Genomic DNA, 17,645 nt, shown 5'->3' on the forward strand with positions numbered 1-17,645 from the left:
CCATGACGGGCGGGCACGGGTGCTCATCCGGCCCGCGCGGCCGACCTGACCGCGTCGCCGAGCCACGGGGCGATCCAGGCCATGCCCGGCCGCGTGAAGTGCACCGTGTCGATGTAGGCGGGTGCTCCGTCGGGTGTCGTCTGCCGGCACGCGTCGTCCGTGCAGACGGCGTCGTGCAGCTCCAGCATCTCGACGGAGTCCCGCTGCGCGGCGACGGCGCGGAGCTGGGCGGTGTGGCAGGCCGCCCACTCCGGGGCCGCGACGGGCGTGAACTCGCGCGAGGTGGCCAGCAGCACCGGTCGGCCGGGATCGCCCTCCTCGAGGATGTCGAGCGCCGTCACGAGCTGCCGGACGTACCGTGCGGCGTACTCGCGCGAGCAGGGGTTCATCCACCGTCCGCCGACCCGCTGCTCGGCGCCGTCCCAGGCCAGGTTGACGACCACGACGTCGGGCGCGGACTCACGGACCGCATCGCGCCAGCGCCGCTCCCACGGCAGGCAGCCGGGCGCAGGGCCCTGCTCGACCGCCGTGGTCCGGCTGGTCTGCGGGCTGAACACGCCGCAGCCGTTGAAGGCCGCGTCCGTCACCGCGAACTCCTCGGGGGCGGACGTCGTCAGTGCCGTCGCGAAGTCGTGACCCAACGAGTCCCCGAGGACCAGCACCCGGACGTCACCCGCACCCGACTCCTGCCGGACCAGGGTGGGCGCGACCACCAGGGCCCCGCAGACGGCGACGCCGAGCACCGCGAAGGAGACCCCACCCGCTCGGTTCCAGCGCCGGATCCGCACGGGCTCGCCCACGATGTGGTGTACGAAGGCGGCCAGCACGACCGACAGCGGTATCCCCACCAGCGCGACGACGGCCGGCCGGGGGTCCGGCAGCGTCTTCTGCAGGACCCAGAAGAACGGCATGTGGACCAGGTAGAGCGCGTAGGAGAGCTTGCCGGCCTCGACCAGCGGGGTGGCCGAGAAGAGCCGCGCCACGGCGGTGTCCTCGCGCGTCAGGGCGAGGACCAGCCCCGCCCCGAGGACCGCGACGACCGTCATGCCGCCGCCCCGGTACAGCCACGGTTCCGTGTAGGTGCTCGTCCGCACGGACACCGCCACGATCGCCGCCAGCAGGGCGCACGTCACCACCCCCGCCACACGGCCGGACAGGACGACGCGCGGCGGAACCCCGGCGGCCCGGCGCCGGAGGGTCCCTACGAGCACGACGGCGGCGATCGCGCCGACCATCAGCCCCACGCCGTGCGTGTGGGTGCCCAGGTACAGCAGGTCCGCATTGGCGCCGTCGTAGGTCAGCACGGTCACGGCTGTCATCGCCACGGCCGCGCCCACCGCCAGCCCCGCGACCACCGCGTGCCGCCGCCGGGTGACGACGGCGCAGACGAGTGCCAGCAACGGCGGCCACACCAGGTAGAACTGCTCGGTGAGCGACAGCGACCACATGTGCGACAGCGGTCCCGGCACGCCCATGACGTCCCAGTACGAGTCGCCGCGGGCGATCTGCTCCCAGTTGGCGACGTGGAACAGCGAGGCGATGCCCTGCTGCAGCACGCGGTCGGCCTCGTCGGCGCGCCCGAGCCGGGCCACGGCGACCGCCGTGGCGCCCAGCACGACCGAGAGCGGGACGAGGAGCCGCTTGGCGCGCCGCCGGTAGAAGGCCGGCAGGCTGATCCGGCCGGTCCGCTCCGCCTCGCGCAGGAGCGTGACGGTGATGAGGAAGCCGGACAGCACCATGAACAGGTCCACGCCGAACAGGCCGTTGTCGTAGAGGTTCGTGTGATACATCAGCACGGAGAGCACGGCGACGCCGCGCAGGCCGTCGACCGCCCGGTAGTACGTCGGTCGCTGGACTCGTGCCGGTGCGTCGGTGAGGGTGGTCACGGGTTCTACTGACGGGCGGCCCGCCCGTCGGTGACGGACGCCGGCGCGGCGTCCGCGCACGGCGTCCGCACACGGCGGGAGCCCCGCCGGCAGCCGAGGGAAGCGGCTGCCGGCGGGGCTCCCGGTCCAGGACCTCGCCGTCGCGTCAGCGGGTGCTGCGTCGCTGGTGCGCGATGACGAGGGCCGCCGCCCCGAGCAGGATCAGGAGCGCCGCTCCCGCGATGATCCAGCCGAGGTCCGCACCCGTCATCGCCAGCGGCGGGGGCGTCTTCGCGGGCGGCGTGGCGTCCGGCGGGGGCTCGTGCCCCGGCGGGGTGGCGCAGGCCTCCGCGGTGTCGGCCAGGTCGTTGTGCCCGATCCCGGCCGTGTTCGCGAACCCGCCGGGCCGGCCTGATCCAGGCTCGGGGCAGGCGAGCGCGACGGCGTCGCGCGAGTCGTCGGGGACGACGGCCCGCACCTGCACCCGGTAGGTGTGCCTGCCCCCGGCGGGCAGGTTCACGTCGGTGGCCACCACGTTCGCGGCAGCCCCGTCGGCTCCCCGACCCGTCCACGTCCGGGCGGCGGTCACACCCTGCGGCGTGTCCGTCACCTCGGCCGAGGCGACCCGGATCCCCGTACCGAACCGCAGCCGGTCGGTCAGGGTGTACTCGCCCGCCGCGGCGCCGGTGTTGACCGCCGTGATCGCGTACGTGACCGTCCACGTCCCGTCCTTGCCGGCCACCGGGTCGCCGACCACGGACTTGGTGATGTCGATCGACGGTACGGGCGCGCAGTCCGTGTCGGTCTGCGTGCCGCCGGTCTCGTCGGTCAGGGTCGCGGCGTTGTTCAGGCCCTGCTCGAGGAGGTTGCGGCCGGGCGGCGCGGTGCAGGCCGGCGAGCCCGTCCCGTCGTCGTCCACGTCGCCCTCCGCGAAGTGCAGCGGGACCTCCGCGAGCACGGTCACCCGGTAGACGTGCGGGGCGTAGCCCTTGTCGTCCAGGCCTGCGATCCGTACGTCGGTGGCGATGCGCTGGTCGCCGTCACCGTCGAACCCCTGGTTCAGGGTCACGCCCTTCGGGCCGGTGACCTTGACGTCCCGCGGGGTGACGACCGAGGCGAAGAGGAGCTCGTCGTCCAGGTCGTACGTGGTCGGCTCGGTGCCGACGTTGCCCACGGTCAGGTCGTAGACCACCTTCCAGGTGCCGTCCCCGACGGGCTTGGCCGAGACCAGGGACTTGTCCAGGGTCGGCTTGCCGGGGCGCACGCACTCGTCGTCGGCATCCTCGATGCCGTTCCAGGTGACGGCGGCGACGTTGTTCAGCGCCCCGTCGATGGTGCCGCCGTCGAGCGTGCACTCGGCGGTGTCGGGCACGTCGACCGCACCGAGGTCGACCGCGTACCGCACCGTGACCCGGTAGGTGTGCACCACCGGGGCGCGGGGTGCCTCGGCGATGGGCTGGTCGCTGACGATCCGCGGGTCGTCGGCACCGTCGAAGCCGGGGTTGATCCCGGCCGGGTCCGGAGCATCGGTGGTGACGTCCTGGACGCCCACCACCGTCACCCCCGCCCCGGGTTCGAGGGTGTCGTCCAGGTCGTACGCGCCGGCGCCCGGGCCACGGTTGGTGACCGTGATCTCGTAGCTCGCGTCGTACACCCCGTCCTCGCCGTCGACCGGCGTCACCGCGCCCGCGAGGGACTTGGTGATGTCGATCAGCGGCAGCGGCGCGCACACGTCGTCGTCCTGGGTCTCGCCGTTGTGCGTGAGCTCACCGACGTTCGCCAGGCCACCGGCCTCGCCGGACCCGGGCTCCGGGCACCGGAGCGTGTCCGGCGTGACGACCCCCTCGTCGAGCGAGACGACCACCTCCACCTGGTAGGTGTGGCTGTCCCCGGCGGGCAGGGCCACGTCGGTCGCGACGACGTTCTCGTCGGACCCGTCCGCACCCCGGCCGGTCCAGCCGGCCGACGGCGTGACGCCGTCCGGGGCCTTCATCACCTCGGCCGACTTGACCTCGATGCCGGCCCCGTACCGCAGCCGGTCGGTCAGGTCGTAGTCGCCCTCGGCCTGGCCGATGTTGCTCGCGACCAGGTCGTAGGTGATGGTCCACGTCCCGTCGCCGTTCGGCGTCGGGCCGTCGCTGATCGTCTTGTCGATGGTGATCAGCGGCAGGGTCGGGCAGACCTCGTCCTCGCCCACGATCCCGTTGTGGTCCAGCAGCGTGCCGTTGGCCAGGCCGCCGCTCTCGCCCGACCCAGGGGGCGGGCAGACCAGGGTGCCGGGGTCGACCGTCTCCTCGTCGAGCGAGACGACGATCTCGACCTGGTACCTGTGGGTCGCGCCCGCGTCCAGGCTCACCCCGGTGGCGATCAGGTTCTCCGCCGCGTCGGGCGTGTCCCCCAGGCCGGTCCAGCCGCTCGCCAGGGACACGCCGGCCGGGCCGGTCACGCCCTTGCGCACCACGTCGACGTCGCCGCCCAGGCGGAGCTGGTCGTACACGTCGTACTCACCGGCGGCCGCCCCGACGTTCTCGGCGACGACGTCGTAGACGACCGTCCAGGTTCCGTCGCCGTTCGGCGTCGGGCCCTCGGCCACCGTCTTGTCCACGGTGATGTACGCGACCGTGACGCACGCCGCGTCGTCGTCCGTCAGGTCGTTGTGCTCGATCTGCGCGGTGTTCGACAGGCCGCCGTTCTCGCCCGGGTCGGCCGAGCACGGCGTGATCACCACGGCGCCGTCCTCGTCGTCGATCGAGAGGACCACCTCCACCTGGTAGGTGTGGCTCTCCCCGGCGGGCAGGTTCACGCCCGAGGCGATGACGTTCTCCGGCGAGGTCTGGTCGGCCCCCAGGCCGGTCCAGCCGGGCGACGCCGTGACGCCGTCCGGGGTCGTGACGACCCGGCCGGACTCGATGACCAGGTCACCGTCCGCCGTCATCCTGTCGGTCATGTCGTACTCGCCGTCGGCCCTGCCGGAGTTCTTCGCGACGATGTCGTAGGTGACCGTCCAGGTGCCGTCCCCGTTCGGGACCGGACCCTCGCTGATGGACTTCGTGATGTCGATCGAGGGGATCTCGGCGCAGGCCTGGTCCTCCTCGGTCTCGTCCCGGGCGTCCGTCATCTGCGACGTGTTGTTGAACGCGGTGTCCGAGTCGTCACCGTCCGGACCGCACTCGGTCGGGTCGTCCGCGCTGCCCGCACCGGGCACCTGCAGCGGCACGTCCGCGATCACGGTCAGCTCGTACTCGTGCGCCGCGTAGCCGTCGTCGTCGTTGCCCAGGAGCGGGACGCCGGACGCGATGCTCACGTCGCCCTGCCCGTCCCAGGCGGGATCGGTCAGCGTCACGCCGTCGGGCGATGCCGTCACCTGCGCCGAGACGATGTCCGCCTCGTCGGTGAAGTGCAGCGTGTCCTCCAGGGAGTACGACGTCGCCGCGGGCGAGACGTTGGTGACCTCGATCCCGTACACGACCTCCCACTGACCGCCGCCGATCGGCGTGGCGGAGATCAGGGTCTTCTCGTGCGTCGGCTCGCCGTCGATGTCGAACCCGGCCGGGTCGCAGTTGATCTCCGGCGGCGTCTCCGAGTCGTCCGGCTGGTCCGCCTCGGCGCACGCGTTGTTGACCACGGTGTCGCCGTCGGCGGCGTCCGCCGTGATCTCGAACTCGTGCGTCTCGGTGTCACCGGGCGCCAGCTCGTCGACGGTGAACGACCCGAGCTCGGGCTGCTTGTCGTCGGAGACGACGACGTTCGTCAGCGTGCCCTGGCCGGTGTTCTCCACGACGATCCGGTACCGGACGGTCTCGCCCTCCCGGAAGACCGGGTAGTCGGCCGGGTCGTTGGCGTCGTGCCAGGTGCCGTCGGCGGCCTGGACGTACTTCTTGAGCGACGCCGAGTACATCGTGCCCATGGTCAGCGGCTCGGACGTGCGCATGACGAGCCGGGTGTGCTCGGCCCGCGCCTGGGAACGGTTGACCCAGACGTCGCCCGGGTCGGCGCCGTCGGTCTCGATGGTGATCTTGAAGGCGAGCGACGCGCCCGGGGCGAGCTGACCGCCGATCACGCGGACCGCCGTCGGGTTGGCGGGCACGGTCGTGGTCCACCCCACCGTGTTGCCCGCGGGGTTGCCGGCGGCGCCGTTCGAGGCGTGCGCGGGGTCGTCCGAGAGCGTGGCCGGGTCCGCGTCCGTGTAGTAGACCGTGGCACCCGCCGGGACGTCGACGCCGGTCACGCGGTAGGTGCCCGCGTAGTCCGTGCCACGGCCGTCCCCGTTGTACGGGAGGATGTCGATCGTGTCCGTGAACCGCTGGGGCAGCGGGTCCTCGGACTTGAGCGTCACCGTCCACGAGCCCGTGCCGTCGCCGGAACCGTCCGGGTTGGCGATGAACCACTGGTCGGTGCTCTTGCCGATCAGGGTCTGACCGTTCGTGGTGATCGTGACCTGGGAGGTCGCCGGCGGTGTGGTCGTTCCGCCGAAGGTGCTGGTGGCCGTGTTGGTGAGCACCTGACCTGGTCGGACCGAGTTACCGGCCACGGCCTGATACGTCAGGGTGTGCTCCTCGTTGGTCGGCACATCGTTCAGGGTCCATCGCAGGATCTGCTGCCCTGCCGCGTTGGTGGTCACCACGGGCGCCGGGTTCGCGGACCCCGCGACGTAGGTCATGCCCGCCGGGAGCGTGTCGGTGATCACGTAGCCGTCCACCGTGTCGGGGATCGCGCCCGAGCCGTTCGCCGAGTAGGTCAGCGTGAACGTCCCGGGCTCACCCGGCTTGACGGTCGACTGGCTCGCGGCCTTCCGGATCGCCGGGGTGGCGGTGACGGTCCGCAGGATGTCACGGCGCCCGTTCGTGAACGGGTACCGCGTACCCGGCGTGGCCGTGATGTCCGACGAGTTCCAGGGCTCGCCCGGACCCTCCCAGACACCGCTGACCGGGTTGTAGACCGAGCCGAACATCCAGATGTCCTGGCCGGGCCGCACGTTGTCCTTGATCGTCGTGTAGCCGACGAACTGGATGCCGTTGAAGCCCTCGGCCGTGAGCAGCGAGTCCGGGTAGAGGATCCGGATGGCCTGCACGGTCGACAGGTCCGCGGGCTGGGTCGTGGTCCAGCCCGCCGGGTTGGAGCCGCAGTTGAACGTGTTCGGGTTGGCGACGTTGCCCACGTAGTACTGGATCGCCGGCGGGTTGTCCAGCTCGCTCGCACCGCCGTCCCCCGTGGGGGCGAAGCCGCGGATCGCCGGGAAGGCAGTTCCGGCCGGCGGCGGGGTGTACGTGACGTACGTCGTGTCGAACACCAGGCACTGGCCGTGCTGCGCCGTCGGGGGCGCGTTCAGGCGGGCGGCGGTGTTGTTGAGGTACTGCATCACCGTCGTGCCGGGCGAGACCCGGTAGGTGTCGTCCCAGTTGGTCCCGCCGGCCCCCGTGAAGGGGCGGTACCACGCGGCTGCCCACCGACCGGGCAGCACATAGGTCTTGCTGGTGCTGTTGTTGCCCGGGAGGTCGGTGGACCGCAGCCCGGTCGTCGAGGTGTAGGTCGGGGCGTTCGACTGCACGGTGAGCGAGCCGGACTGGTTCGTGGCGACGTGGAGCCACAGGCTGCCGCTCGCGATGTAGTTCCAGTCCGTCGGCAGCGGGTTCCGCTCGACCGTCGAGTCGTACCGCGGCACGGTGGCGAGGTCGTAGTTGATCCCGGTCAGCCGCAGGTCGAACACACCCGGCTGGCCCGCGACCGGCGTCAGCGTGCAGCTGTCCACGAAGGACGTCTGCTGGTCGGCCGGGTAGTTCGGCAGCTCCGACCACGGGACTCCGGTGGCCCGGTAGCCGTTGAACGGCGTGCAGCCGGTGTCACCGTTGTACTTCGTGCCGATGGTGACCGGCGCCCCGTTGCTCTCGGTGAAGCGCAGCCGGTAGGTCACGCTGTCGGGACCAGGATCAGAGCCCTTGCCCAGTCGCAGTGCCCACTCCAGGTCCAGGTCGACCGACCGGTAGTTCTCGTCCCACTGGTAGTACGTGGTGTTGCCGCCGAACTGCATGTCCATCGCGAAGTCGTTCTCGATGGCGATCGGGTCCAGCGGCATCTCCAGCCCGTTGGTCTCGCCGACGGCGGTGAGCTCCTCGCCCGTCTCGCCCTCGACCACCACGGGTGTCTGCACGATCACCGCCGTGCCCTGCTCGACGGTGCCCAGGTTGCAGGTGAGCGTCCGGCCGTCGGCGGAGATCGCCGAGACCGGGTCGACGTCGGCCTTGAGGCACAGGTCCGGGATCTCGTTGAACCGCCCCCTGTCGAGGGTGACCGTGAACGTCACGTCGTCGACGGGGTCGTTGGCCGGCGCCTCCTCGTCGTCGTTGACGTTGATCCGCCAGACGGCGTTGACCACGTCACCGCGGCCCACGGTGTCCGGCGTGCTCGCCTCCCACTCCCCGTCGATCTCGTAGACGGTCTCGGCGGACGCGGGCGGCGCGGCCGTGGCGACGAGCCCGCTGCACGCCGTCACGGCGGCCATCGCACCACCGATCAAGCGCCTGAGCAGACTGCGCCGGGAGTCCCGCGCCCCCGGAGCCACCTCGACGTGACGACCTCTTCTCCTGCGACCGGTGCGACGGTCTTGTGACGGACTGTGCATGGGTTTCCTTTCCTGTTCACACGCGTCGCTCGCGTGCTTCCCGCTCCCACCACAGACGTCGGCCGGACGACCCGGCTCCGGGCACGGCGCCGAAGTTCCTCCGGTACTTCATCGGTCTCACCACCCGGATCACCCCGGCCGGCCGAGGCGCGCGCCCGGGCGCCACGGCAGGATCCGAAAGGTGCCGCGACCGTCCGACCTCCCGACCGGGGCGGACGTCCGCGCCGGGCTCGCGTCCGGTGATCCCGACCGCTTCGAGGTGCTCTTCGACGCCCTCTGGTACGACCTGCCGGGCAGGTTCGCCCCCGAGGTGCTGAGTGCGGTGCAGGGCCTGCCCGCGGCCACCGTCGAGGCCCGGCCACGGCTGGCGCACGCGGCCCTGCTCGCCCACCACCGCACCGGCCTGGCCGACGGCGACCTCCGGCAGCTGCGCCGGGCACGCCAGCTCTACACCGCCACGGGCCTGCGGTTCGGCAGGCGCCTGGCGTCGGTGACCCGGCCCGGCGACCTCGGCACGGCGGGCACGGTCGCCGTCGTCGCCGAACGCCTCCGGGGCGACCACGAGCGGGCCGAGCGGCTGGGGGCCTGGACCGACGCGCAGACCACGCTGGGCACCGGGCACCAGGCCGCGTCGGGCACCGGGGCCGCCGCGCGGCCGGGGTGGTTGTCGGCGGAGCGCGGGCTCGCGGCGCTGCTGGCCGGGGCGTTCGACCGGGCCACCCGGCTGCTCACGAGGGCGCACGCCGAGGCGGGCGACCCGCCCCACGCCCACTTCGCCGCGCCGGGTGCCGCCGCGCACCTCGCGCTGCTCACCGCGTACCGCGGCCATCTCGACCTGTCCCGCACCTGGCTCACCGCCGCCGAGGAGTCCGGGACGGTGGACGCCTGGATCACGCGCCTGACGGGTGCCGGAGCCGAGATCGCCCGGGCGCTGACGGCCGTGCACGAGGGGGACGCCACGCGCGCCGCACAGCTCCTGCACCGGATCGGGCCCGCGACCGAGCACCTCGACCTCTGGCCCTTCGTGGCCCACGCGGCCGCCACCTACGAGGCGTCCTTCGGCGACCCCCAGCGCGGTCTGCGCCTGCTCGACCGCGCGCGGCACGAGCACGGCGCCCTCCACCCGGACCCCACCACGCTCACCGGCGAGCTCGTGCTCCGCGCCGAGGCCACGCTGCTGCTACGGGCCGGCGCCGGCACCCGCGTGCTCCACCTCGCCGACCGGTACGCGGAGGTCGACTCCCTGGTCCTGCACGCCGCCTGGGCGCACGCCCTGGCCGGCGAGCACCACGAGGCGGCCCGGCTGTCCGCGGAGGCGCTCCAGCACCGCGACCTGCCGGTCGGCGACCTGATGGGCCACCACCTGGTCCAGGCCGTCACCGCCCTGCGGTCGGGGCAGCGGGAGCGGGCCGGGGACTCGTTCCGGACCGCCGTCGGGCTGCGGTCGACGCCGGCGCACGTCCTCCCGTTCCTCACGCTGCCCCGTGACGTGCTCGGCGAGCTGGCGGCGCTCGCCCGGGTCCCGGACCCGCTGCGCACCGGCACCGTGACCGTCCGGCACGTCCCACCGCCCCCGGAGCCGCTGGTGCACCTGACGCCACGAGAACGGGAGGTGCTGCGCGCGCTCGCCACCGGCCTCACCGCCGAGCAGGCCGCCGCACGGTTCGGCGTGGCGGTGACCACCGTGCGCACGCAGATCCGCTCCGTCTACCGCAAGCTCCGGGTCTCGCGACGCCGGGAGGCGCTGGCGCGGGCGCAGGAGCTCGGCCTGCTCCGCGTACCCCGGCACACGCACGACGACGCCGCGCGGACGCCCGGGCGGCGCTGACCGCCGCCCGGGCCACCGCCTCAGCGGCTCCGCACCACGAGCGCCACGTTGTGCCCACCGAACCCGAACGAGTTCACCAGCGCGAGGTCCGCGTCGGTTCGCCGCGCCTCGGTGACGACGTCGTGCGGGATCTCCGGGTCGACCTTCTCGGTGTTCACGGTGGGCGGGATGACGTGGTCGCGCAGGGCCAGCAGCGCGGCCAGCGCCCCGGCCGCCCCGGAGGCTCCGAGCATGTGCCCCGTCATGGACTTCGTGGCGGTCACCGGTGCCGTGATCCCGGCGCCGGTCAGCGCGTCGGACTCGTTGCGGTCGCCCGCGGGGGTCGAGGTGGCGTGCGCGTGGACCAGGCCGACGTCGGCCGGCCCGGCGTCGGCGTCGCGCAGCGCCGCGGTGATGGTCCGTGCCTGGTTGGCGGGGTCGGCGTTGACGATGTCCCGGCCGTCGGACGTGACGGAGGCGCCGTCGAGGTAGCCGTACACGGTCGCGCCGCGGGCCCGGGCGTGGTCCTCGCGCTCGAGCACCAGCACGACGGCGCCCTCCGCGAGGACGAAACCGTCCCGGTCCTGGTCGAAGGGGCGCGACGCGGCGGCCGGGTCCGGGTTGGTCGACAGCGCCCGCATCTGGGCGAACCCGGTCAGCGACAGCGGGGTGACGCCCGCGTCCGCGCCCCCGGCGACGACGACGTCCGCCCGGCCCGCGCGGATGAGGTCCAGACCGGTCGCGAGCCCCTGGGCGCCCGCCGCGCACGCCGTGGTCGGCGCGTGCGCACCGGCACGGGCCCCGAGCTCGATGGACAGCCAGGCCGCGGGACCGTTCGGCAGCAGCATCGTCACCAGATGGGGCGACACCCGCCGCGGGCCCTCGGTCACCCGCACGTGCTCCTGGATCCCGATCGACCCGATGCCGCCGTACGCGGTGCCGACGGAGGTCGCCAGCCGGTCCGGGTCGACCTCCGGGCGGCCGGCCATCGCCCACGCCTCCCGGCCCGCGAGCAGGGTGTACTGCTCCGCGCGGTCGAGCCTGCGCCGTTCCCGGACCGGCACCGCCTCCACGTAGGCGGGATCGATCGTGCCCGCGATCCGGACGGGGGCGTTGTCCGCGACGTCGACGCCGATGTGCCGGATCCCCGACCGCCCGGCCCGGAGCGCCGACCAGGTCGGCTCGGCCCCGAGGCCGAGCGGGGTCAGAGCGCCGTACCCGGTCACCGCGACCCGGGTCGTCCCCCGGGTCCCGTCGTCGGCTCGATGCCGGTGGTCGTTGCGGTTCGCACTCTCAGATGACACGACTTCCCCCAAGGAAAACGTAGGGAGCTTCGGGCGGACTGCAGCTCGTGCGGGCCGACACCATCCCACGGCATGACTCATTTGACCGGTTTGTAGTTGCATAGTCAATCAATAGTCACGTATGACCATAGGGACATACATCACATAGCACCGCATGCCGCCCGCATGCCACGGCCGTGCGCTGATGCACCTGCCCACCACCCCAGGGGACACTGTGACCGTGCCAGCCCGCCACCCCACGAGCCACGACGTCGCGCGCGCCGCGGGAGTCTCGCAGTCGACGGTCTCCTACGCCCTGTCCGGCAAGGGCACCATCGCGCCCCGGACGCGGGAGCACGTGCTGGCGGTGGCGGCCTCGATGGGCTACCGGCCCAACCTCGCGGCGCGGTCGATGCGCACCCAGCGGTCGGGGCGGCTCGCCGTCGTCACCGGCGCCACCGTGGACAACCGGCTGCGCATGTTCACGGGCGCGGCCGAGGTCGCGGCCGAGGCGGGCTACGCCGTGGACACGCACAGCGTGGACGGGACCGCCGAGGACCGCACCGAGCGCGTCGCTGACCTGGCACGCGGCGGTCAGGTCGAGGGCGTCCTGACCTTCCTGCCCGTCGTCCGGGAGGCCCTCTCCCTCGACGACGACGCCGCGCCCGTCGTCGCCGTCACGGCGTTCGACGAGCAGATGCGCACCACCGGCGAGCTCGCCGACGCCGGCCTGCTCGGCACCGTGATCGGCGCGCTCGTCGAGGCCGGGCACCGGCGGTTCCTGCACGTGGCCGGTCCCGAGCACTTCGCCTCGGCACGCGCCCGCCGGGACGTCTACCTGGCCGAGGTCGCCCGGCACGGCGTCGAGTCGCTCGGCGTCGTCGGCGGGGCGTGGTCGCCCGCATCAGGCCGTGCGGCGATCCTCGCCCTGCCCGACGACGCGCCGCCGCTCGCGGTGATCGCAGCGAACGACAACGTGGCGCTCGGCGTGCTGCGGGGCGCGACGGACCGTGGGTGGTCGGTGCCGGGCGACCTCGTCGTGACGGGCTGGGACGACGCCGAGTTCAGCGCGTACACCACACCGTCGCTCACCACGATCCCCGTGGACTTCCGGGAGGCCGGCCGCCGTGCCATGCGCCGGCTGCTCGCGGCGGTGCGGGGCGAGGAGGCCCCCGAGCCGACCGCGCCGCTGCAGCACGTGGTCTGGCGGGAGTCGACCGGCCCGATCCGGCCTTGACAACGCACGCACCGGCCCGTGACGATGATGAACCGCTGCATCATACGTATGATACAGCGGTGATGACGACGTCAACCGGAGGAAGCATGCTGAAGATCGGCATCGTCGGCACCGGGGGTATCGCCGGTGCGCACGCCGAGGGATACCGCCGCTTCGCCCAGGAGTGCGAGGTCGTGGCCGTGTGCGACATCGTCCCCGGCAAGGCCGCCGAGCAGCGCGCACGGCTCCAGGTGCCCGACGCGCGGGCCTACGAGAGCATCGAGGACCTGCTCGCCGCCGAGGACCTCGACCTGGTGAGCATCACGACGCCGCCGTCGACCCACGCCGAGCTGGCCGTCACCGCCCTGCGCGCCGGCGTGGACGTGCTGGTGGAGAAGCCGATGGCACCCTCCCTGGAGGAGTGCGACGCGATGATCGCGGCTGCCGCCGAGCACGACCGCGTGCTGTCCGTCGTCGCGCAGAACCGGTTCCGTGACGACATGGCCACGCTCAAGGAGGTGCTGGACTCGGGTCTCGCCGGGCCCGTCTCGCACGTCCAGGTGAGCTCCGCCTGGTGGCGGAGCACCGCGTACTACGACCTGTGGTGGCGCGGCACGTGGGAGTCGGAGGGCGGCGGGTGCACGCTCAACCACGCGATCCACCACCTCGACCTGACCCTGTGGATGCTCGGCGCGCCCCGCGCGGTCACCGCCGTCCTGACCAACGCCGCGCACGAGAACGCCGAGGTCGAGGACCTGTCCGTGGCCGTGCTGCAGTACGACCGCGCCCTGGCCGAGGTGACCAGCTCCGTGGTGCACCACGGCGAGGAGCAGACGATCGTCGTCCAGGGCCGGCACGCGAGCGTCGCCCAGCCCTGGAAGGTCGTGGCCTCCGCTCCCCAGCCGAACGGTTTCCCCGCTCCCGGTGGCGACCCCGACCGGGTGGCGCAGATCGAGGCGCTGGCCGCGGCCCGGGAGCCGCTGCCCCACCTCGGGCACCCGGGCCAGATCGGCGACACGCTGGCGGCGGTCCGCGAGCGCCGCGCACCTGCGGTGACCGGCGCCGACGGACGCCGCGCCGTCGAGTTGGTCACCGCGATCTACCAGGCGGGCATCGAGCGCCGCACGGTCGACCTGCCGCTGCGGCCCGAGGACCCGTACTACCGCACGGGCACGCTCGTGGAGCGGGCGCCGCACTTCTTCGAGAAGACGGGGTCGGTGGGCGACCTGCCCGGCGCCATCACGGTGGGCAGCAGCACCGCGTGACCCGCGCCCCGCACCAGGACCAGGACCAGGACCAGGACGACCAGGGCGGCACCAGCAGAACACCACAGGAGCAGACCACATGAGTGCGACCAGCGGCGCGAGCTACGCCCCCGAGCCGATTCCCGACCCCGTGGTGGGTGCGGGCGACTTTCCCTTCGCCGCCGCGCGGCTGGACCACGGGCACATCTACGGCATGTGCGACGGCCTGCGGTCGGCGGGCGGCACCCTGAAGTGGGTCTACGACCCGGACCCGGCCAAGGTGGAGGCGTTCCGCGCCAAGTTCCCCGACGTCCGCGTCGCCCGCAGCGAGCAGGAGGTGCTCGACGACGACGAGGTGCGCCTGGTGGCCGGTGCCGCCGTGACGTCGGAGCGGGCGGCCCTCGGCCTGCGCGCGATCGAGGCGGGCAAGGACTACTTCACGGACAAGGCCCCGCTGACCACGCTGGAGCAGCTCGACGCCGCCCGGGAGGCGACGGCGCGGACCGGGCGCAAGTACGCCGTGTACTACTCGGAGCGCATCCACGTCGAGGCCGCCGTGCTGGCCGACCAGCTCGTGGAGCGGGGCGCGATCGGCCGGGTGCTCCAGGTCATGGGCCTCGGCCCGCACCGCCTGGGCACGGGCCGCCCCGACTGGTTCTTCGAGAAGGAGCGGTACGGCGGCATCCTGTGCGACATCGGCAGCCACAACTTCGAGCAGATGCTGCACTACGCGGGCGCCGAGGACGCGACCGTCACGCACGCCGCCATCGCCAACTACAACCACCCGGAGCACCCGGAGCTGGACGACTTCGGCGAGGCCAACATCGTCATGGACAACGGTGCGGCAGGCTACTGCCGCGTCGACTGGTTCACGCCCGACGGGCTCAGCACCTGGGGCGACGGCCGCACGTTCATCCTCGGCACCGACGGCTACATCGAGCTGCGCAAGTACGTGAACGTGGGCACGGACGAGGGGCCGGGGCACGTGTTCCTGGCGAACGGCGAGGGCGAGCGCCACCTGGTCGCCAAGGGGAACGTGGGCTACCCGTACTTCGGCCGGCTCATCCTCGACTGCCTGGAGCGCACCGAGACCGCGATGACGCAGGAGCACGCGTTCAAGGCGGCGGAGCTGAGCGTGCGCGCGCAGGCGATGGCGCGCGTCCTCACGCCGAGCGCGGCACCTGCCTCCTGAGGCAGCGGACGGCACGCTCCTCACGCACGGTGCGGTGCGAGGAGCGTGCCGTCCAGGACCGCACCCCGGAACGTGCGTGCGGCCACGGTTCCCCAGGCGCCGAGGAGCGCCACGTAGAGCGTGACGGCGAGCACCTGGAGCGCCACCGCGCCCGTGTGCAGCGCGAGGGCGCTCGCTCCCGTGACACAGGTGCCGACCGGAAAGGTGAAGGACCACCACGTCAGCCCGAACGGCAGGCCCGCCCGCGCCGTCCGCACCGTGACCGCGAGGGCGACGGCCGCCCAGAGCAGCGCGAACCCGAGCACCGGCAGGCCGTAGAGCACGGCGGCCAGCTCGACCGCGCGCGATGCGTGCGGGCCGAGCACCGTGTACGCGACGCCGCCCAGCAGGTTCGCCGCGGTGACCGACTGCCCGAGCGGGCCCAGCAGGATCCACAGGGTCGGCACGGTCGCGGCGGGTCCGGTCTTGTGCCGTGCGAGGCGTGACCAGACGAGCGTGATGATCACGAGGGACGCGATCAGGCTCGTCCCGAACATGCCGCCGCAGGCCAGCAGCAGGGTGAGCCGCCACTGCCCCGCCGGGACGTGCGGCACGAGGAGGGCGCCGGTCGCCGCGGAGACCATCGGCGGCACGACGGGCATGAGCCAGCCGCCGAACGCGGCGTCGTCGGCCAGGTCGTACCGCGTGAAGGTGAGGTAGGGCACGAGCACCGCGGTCACGAGGCCGAGGCACGTGCCCAGCGTCCACAGGACGGCGCTCACGGTCAGGGCCGCGGCCGGGCCGAGCACGTCGGTGCCGACCAGCAGGGTCCCGGCACCGACGGTGAGCAGGGCCATCGCGGGCGCCCCGTAGAAGTGCCCCGTGACGGGGTGCAGCAGGTGCCCGCGCGCCACCGCGGGGAAGCGGACCCAGTGCGCGACGGTCGCGCCCGCCAGCACCAGGAGCAGCAGGGTCGCGGCGCCCCAGACGACGGTCGCGGCCGCGCGCAGACCGGGCACCTGCACGGGCAGGGTCACGGCGGCGTTCGCGACGATGCCGGTGCCCATGACCGCGGCGAACCAGTTGGGCGTGACGGCGGAGACGGCGTCGGACGGCGACTCCAGGCCCCGGAACAGCACCCGGCGCCGGCGCGGTGGTTCCGGGGTACCGCTTCCGGTGGCAGGCTCCGACGCGCCACCTCCGGTGGTCGGTACCGGCGGGGTGGGAAGCAGTGCGTGGGCCATACCGCCTACGGTCCGCCCGCGGGGCCGCCTCGGGTAGGGGCAGTCCCTTCGCAGGGCACAAGCTACGCTTGTGTCCTCGAACGGTGGGGGGAGCCGGGATGGAGCGCGGTCCGGACCTGGAGGCACTGACGGCGCTCGCCGCCGTGGCCGAGTCCGGCAGCCTCACGGCGGCCGCGGGCCGGCTGGGCGTCACGCAGCAGGCCGTGTCCCTGCGCATCCGGTCCCTGGAGTCGCGGCTCGACGTCGTCCTGCTGAGCCGGTCCCCCCGGGGTTCCACGCTGACCGCCGTCGGCGAGCTCGTGGTGGCCTGGGCGGAACCGCTCCTGGCCGCCGCCCGCGAGTTCACCGACTCGGTCGAGTCCCTGCGCGCGGGCCGCGGCCGGACGCTGCGCGTCGCGGCGAGCCTCACCATCGCCGAGCACCTGCTGCCCGAGTGGATCGCACGGTGGCGCGCGTCGGTGGGCGACGCGAGCCCGGCCGTGCAGCTCAGCACCGCGAACAGCATCGGCGTGGCCGACGCCGTGCGCGGCGGCACCGTGGAGCTCGGCTTCATCGAGGCGCCGACGGTGCCCGCCGACCTCGGGTCCGTCACCATCGCGCAGGACGAGGTGGTGATCGTGGTGCCGGCCGGTCACCCGTGGGCGCGGCGGGGCACGGTCTCGCCGGAGATCCTGGCACGCACGAGCCTCGTGCTCCGCGAACCGGGCAGCGGCACGCGCCAGGCGCTGGAGGATGCCCTGGCGGCGGCGGGCCACCCGCTGGCCGCGGAGCCGGCGGCGGTGCTGTCCACGACGCTCGGCGTACGCAGCACGGTGACGGCGGGGACCGCCCCGGGAGCGCTGAGCTCGCTCGCGGCGCGCGAGGACGTCCGGGCCGGCCGCATGGTGCCGGTACGGATCGAGGGTGTGCGCGCCGTCCGCCCGCTGACGGCGGTCTGGGCGGGCGCACGCCCGCCGCGCGGTGTGCGCGACCTGCTCGACACGATCGGCCGCCTGGCCCGCCGGATGCCGGTCGCCACGAACGTGCCGTAGACTGGTGGTCGCGGGGGGAGTACTTCACCAACATCGTCCGGTCATTACGGCGCACCAGCGACCTCGGGCGGCGGCCTTGGCACCCACCAAGGCGAAGGAGACCTCGGAGCCGACTACTTTGGAGACTCCTTGCTCGCGACAGCATCGAACGCTGCCCCTGCCCTG

The 17,645-nt window shown here is 73.3% G+C and carries 9 protein-coding genes; 5 read left to right on the top strand and 4 right to left on the bottom strand.

Going from position 1 to position 17,645, the window contains the following annotated elements; genetic code table 11:
- Nucleotides 1-23: 23 nt before the first annotated feature.
- Nucleotides 24-1,886 carry an acyltransferase family protein gene (locus ACIG47_RS14275; RefSeq protein WP_397431537.1) on the bottom strand — a complete coding sequence of 621 codons (1,863 nt, stop codon included), beginning with the start codon at nucleotides 1,884-1,886 and terminating at the stop codon, nucleotides 24-26.
- Nucleotides 1,887-2,031: 145 nt separating this feature from the next.
- On the bottom strand, nucleotides 2,032-8,364 hold the full coding sequence (locus tag ACIG47_RS14280) for a hypothetical protein (protein WP_397431539.1): 6,333 nt from the start codon (nucleotides 8,362-8,364) through the stop codon (nucleotides 2,032-2,034).
- A 301-nt stretch (nucleotides 8,365-8,665) separates the two neighbouring features.
- On the opposite strand from ACIG47_RS14280, the gene ACIG47_RS14285 reads away from it, so the two are divergent.
- The gene (locus ACIG47_RS14285; RefSeq protein ID WP_397431541.1) at nucleotides 8,666-10,312 is read left to right on the top strand and encodes a LuxR C-terminal-related transcriptional regulator; all 1,647 of its coding nucleotides are present in this window, start codon (nucleotides 8,666-8,668) and stop codon (nucleotides 10,310-10,312) included.
- 20 nt (nucleotides 10,313-10,332) lie between these two features.
- On the opposite strand, the gene ACIG47_RS14290 is transcribed toward ACIG47_RS14285, so the two are convergent.
- Complete coding sequence (locus tag ACIG47_RS14290) at nucleotides 10,333-11,595, bottom strand: beta-ketoacyl-[acyl-carrier-protein] synthase family protein (protein ID WP_397431543.1); 1,263 nt, start codon at nucleotides 11,593-11,595, stop codon at nucleotides 10,333-10,335.
- Nucleotides 11,596-11,815: 220 nt separating this feature from the next.
- Between ACIG47_RS14290 and ACIG47_RS14295 the strand changes: the two genes are divergently transcribed.
- From ACIG47_RS14295 to ACIG47_RS14305, 3 genes are all read left to right on the top strand, one after another.
- Nucleotides 11,816-12,811 (top strand): LacI family DNA-binding transcriptional regulator, encoded by a 996-nt coding sequence (locus ACIG47_RS14295; protein WP_397431545.1) that lies wholly within the window; start codon nucleotides 11,816-11,818, stop codon nucleotides 12,809-12,811.
- A 62-nt stretch (nucleotides 12,812-12,873) separates the two neighbouring features.
- Entirely contained in the window at nucleotides 12,874-14,055 is a 1,182-nt protein-coding gene (locus tag ACIG47_RS14300; RefSeq protein ID WP_397431785.1) for a Gfo/Idh/MocA family protein, read from the top strand.
- Nucleotides 14,056-14,134: 79 nt separating this feature from the next.
- Nucleotides 14,135-15,226: a Gfo/Idh/MocA family protein gene (locus ACIG47_RS14305; protein WP_397431547.1), complete on the top strand. Its 1,092-nt coding sequence runs from the start codon at nucleotides 14,135-14,137 to the stop codon at nucleotides 15,224-15,226.
- Nucleotides 15,227-15,246: 20 nt separating this feature from the next.
- On the opposite strand, the gene ACIG47_RS14310 is transcribed toward ACIG47_RS14305, so the two are convergent.
- Nucleotides 15,247-16,449, bottom strand: a complete 1,203-nt coding sequence (locus ACIG47_RS14310; protein ID WP_397431548.1) for a TDT family transporter — start codon at nucleotides 16,447-16,449, stop codon at nucleotides 15,247-15,249.
- A 98-nt stretch (nucleotides 16,450-16,547) separates the two neighbouring features.
- On the opposite strand from ACIG47_RS14310, the gene ACIG47_RS14315 reads away from it, so the two are divergent.
- Nucleotides 16,548-17,480, top strand: coding sequence for a LysR family transcriptional regulator (locus tag ACIG47_RS14315; RefSeq protein WP_397431549.1), 933 nt, complete (start codon nucleotides 16,548-16,550; stop codon nucleotides 17,478-17,480).
- Nucleotides 17,481-17,645 lie beyond the last annotated feature (165 nt).

The organism is Promicromonospora sp. NPDC052451, assembly GCF_044547525.1.
Taxonomy (GTDB): domain Bacteria; phylum Actinomycetota; class Actinomycetes; order Actinomycetales; family Cellulomonadaceae; genus Promicromonospora.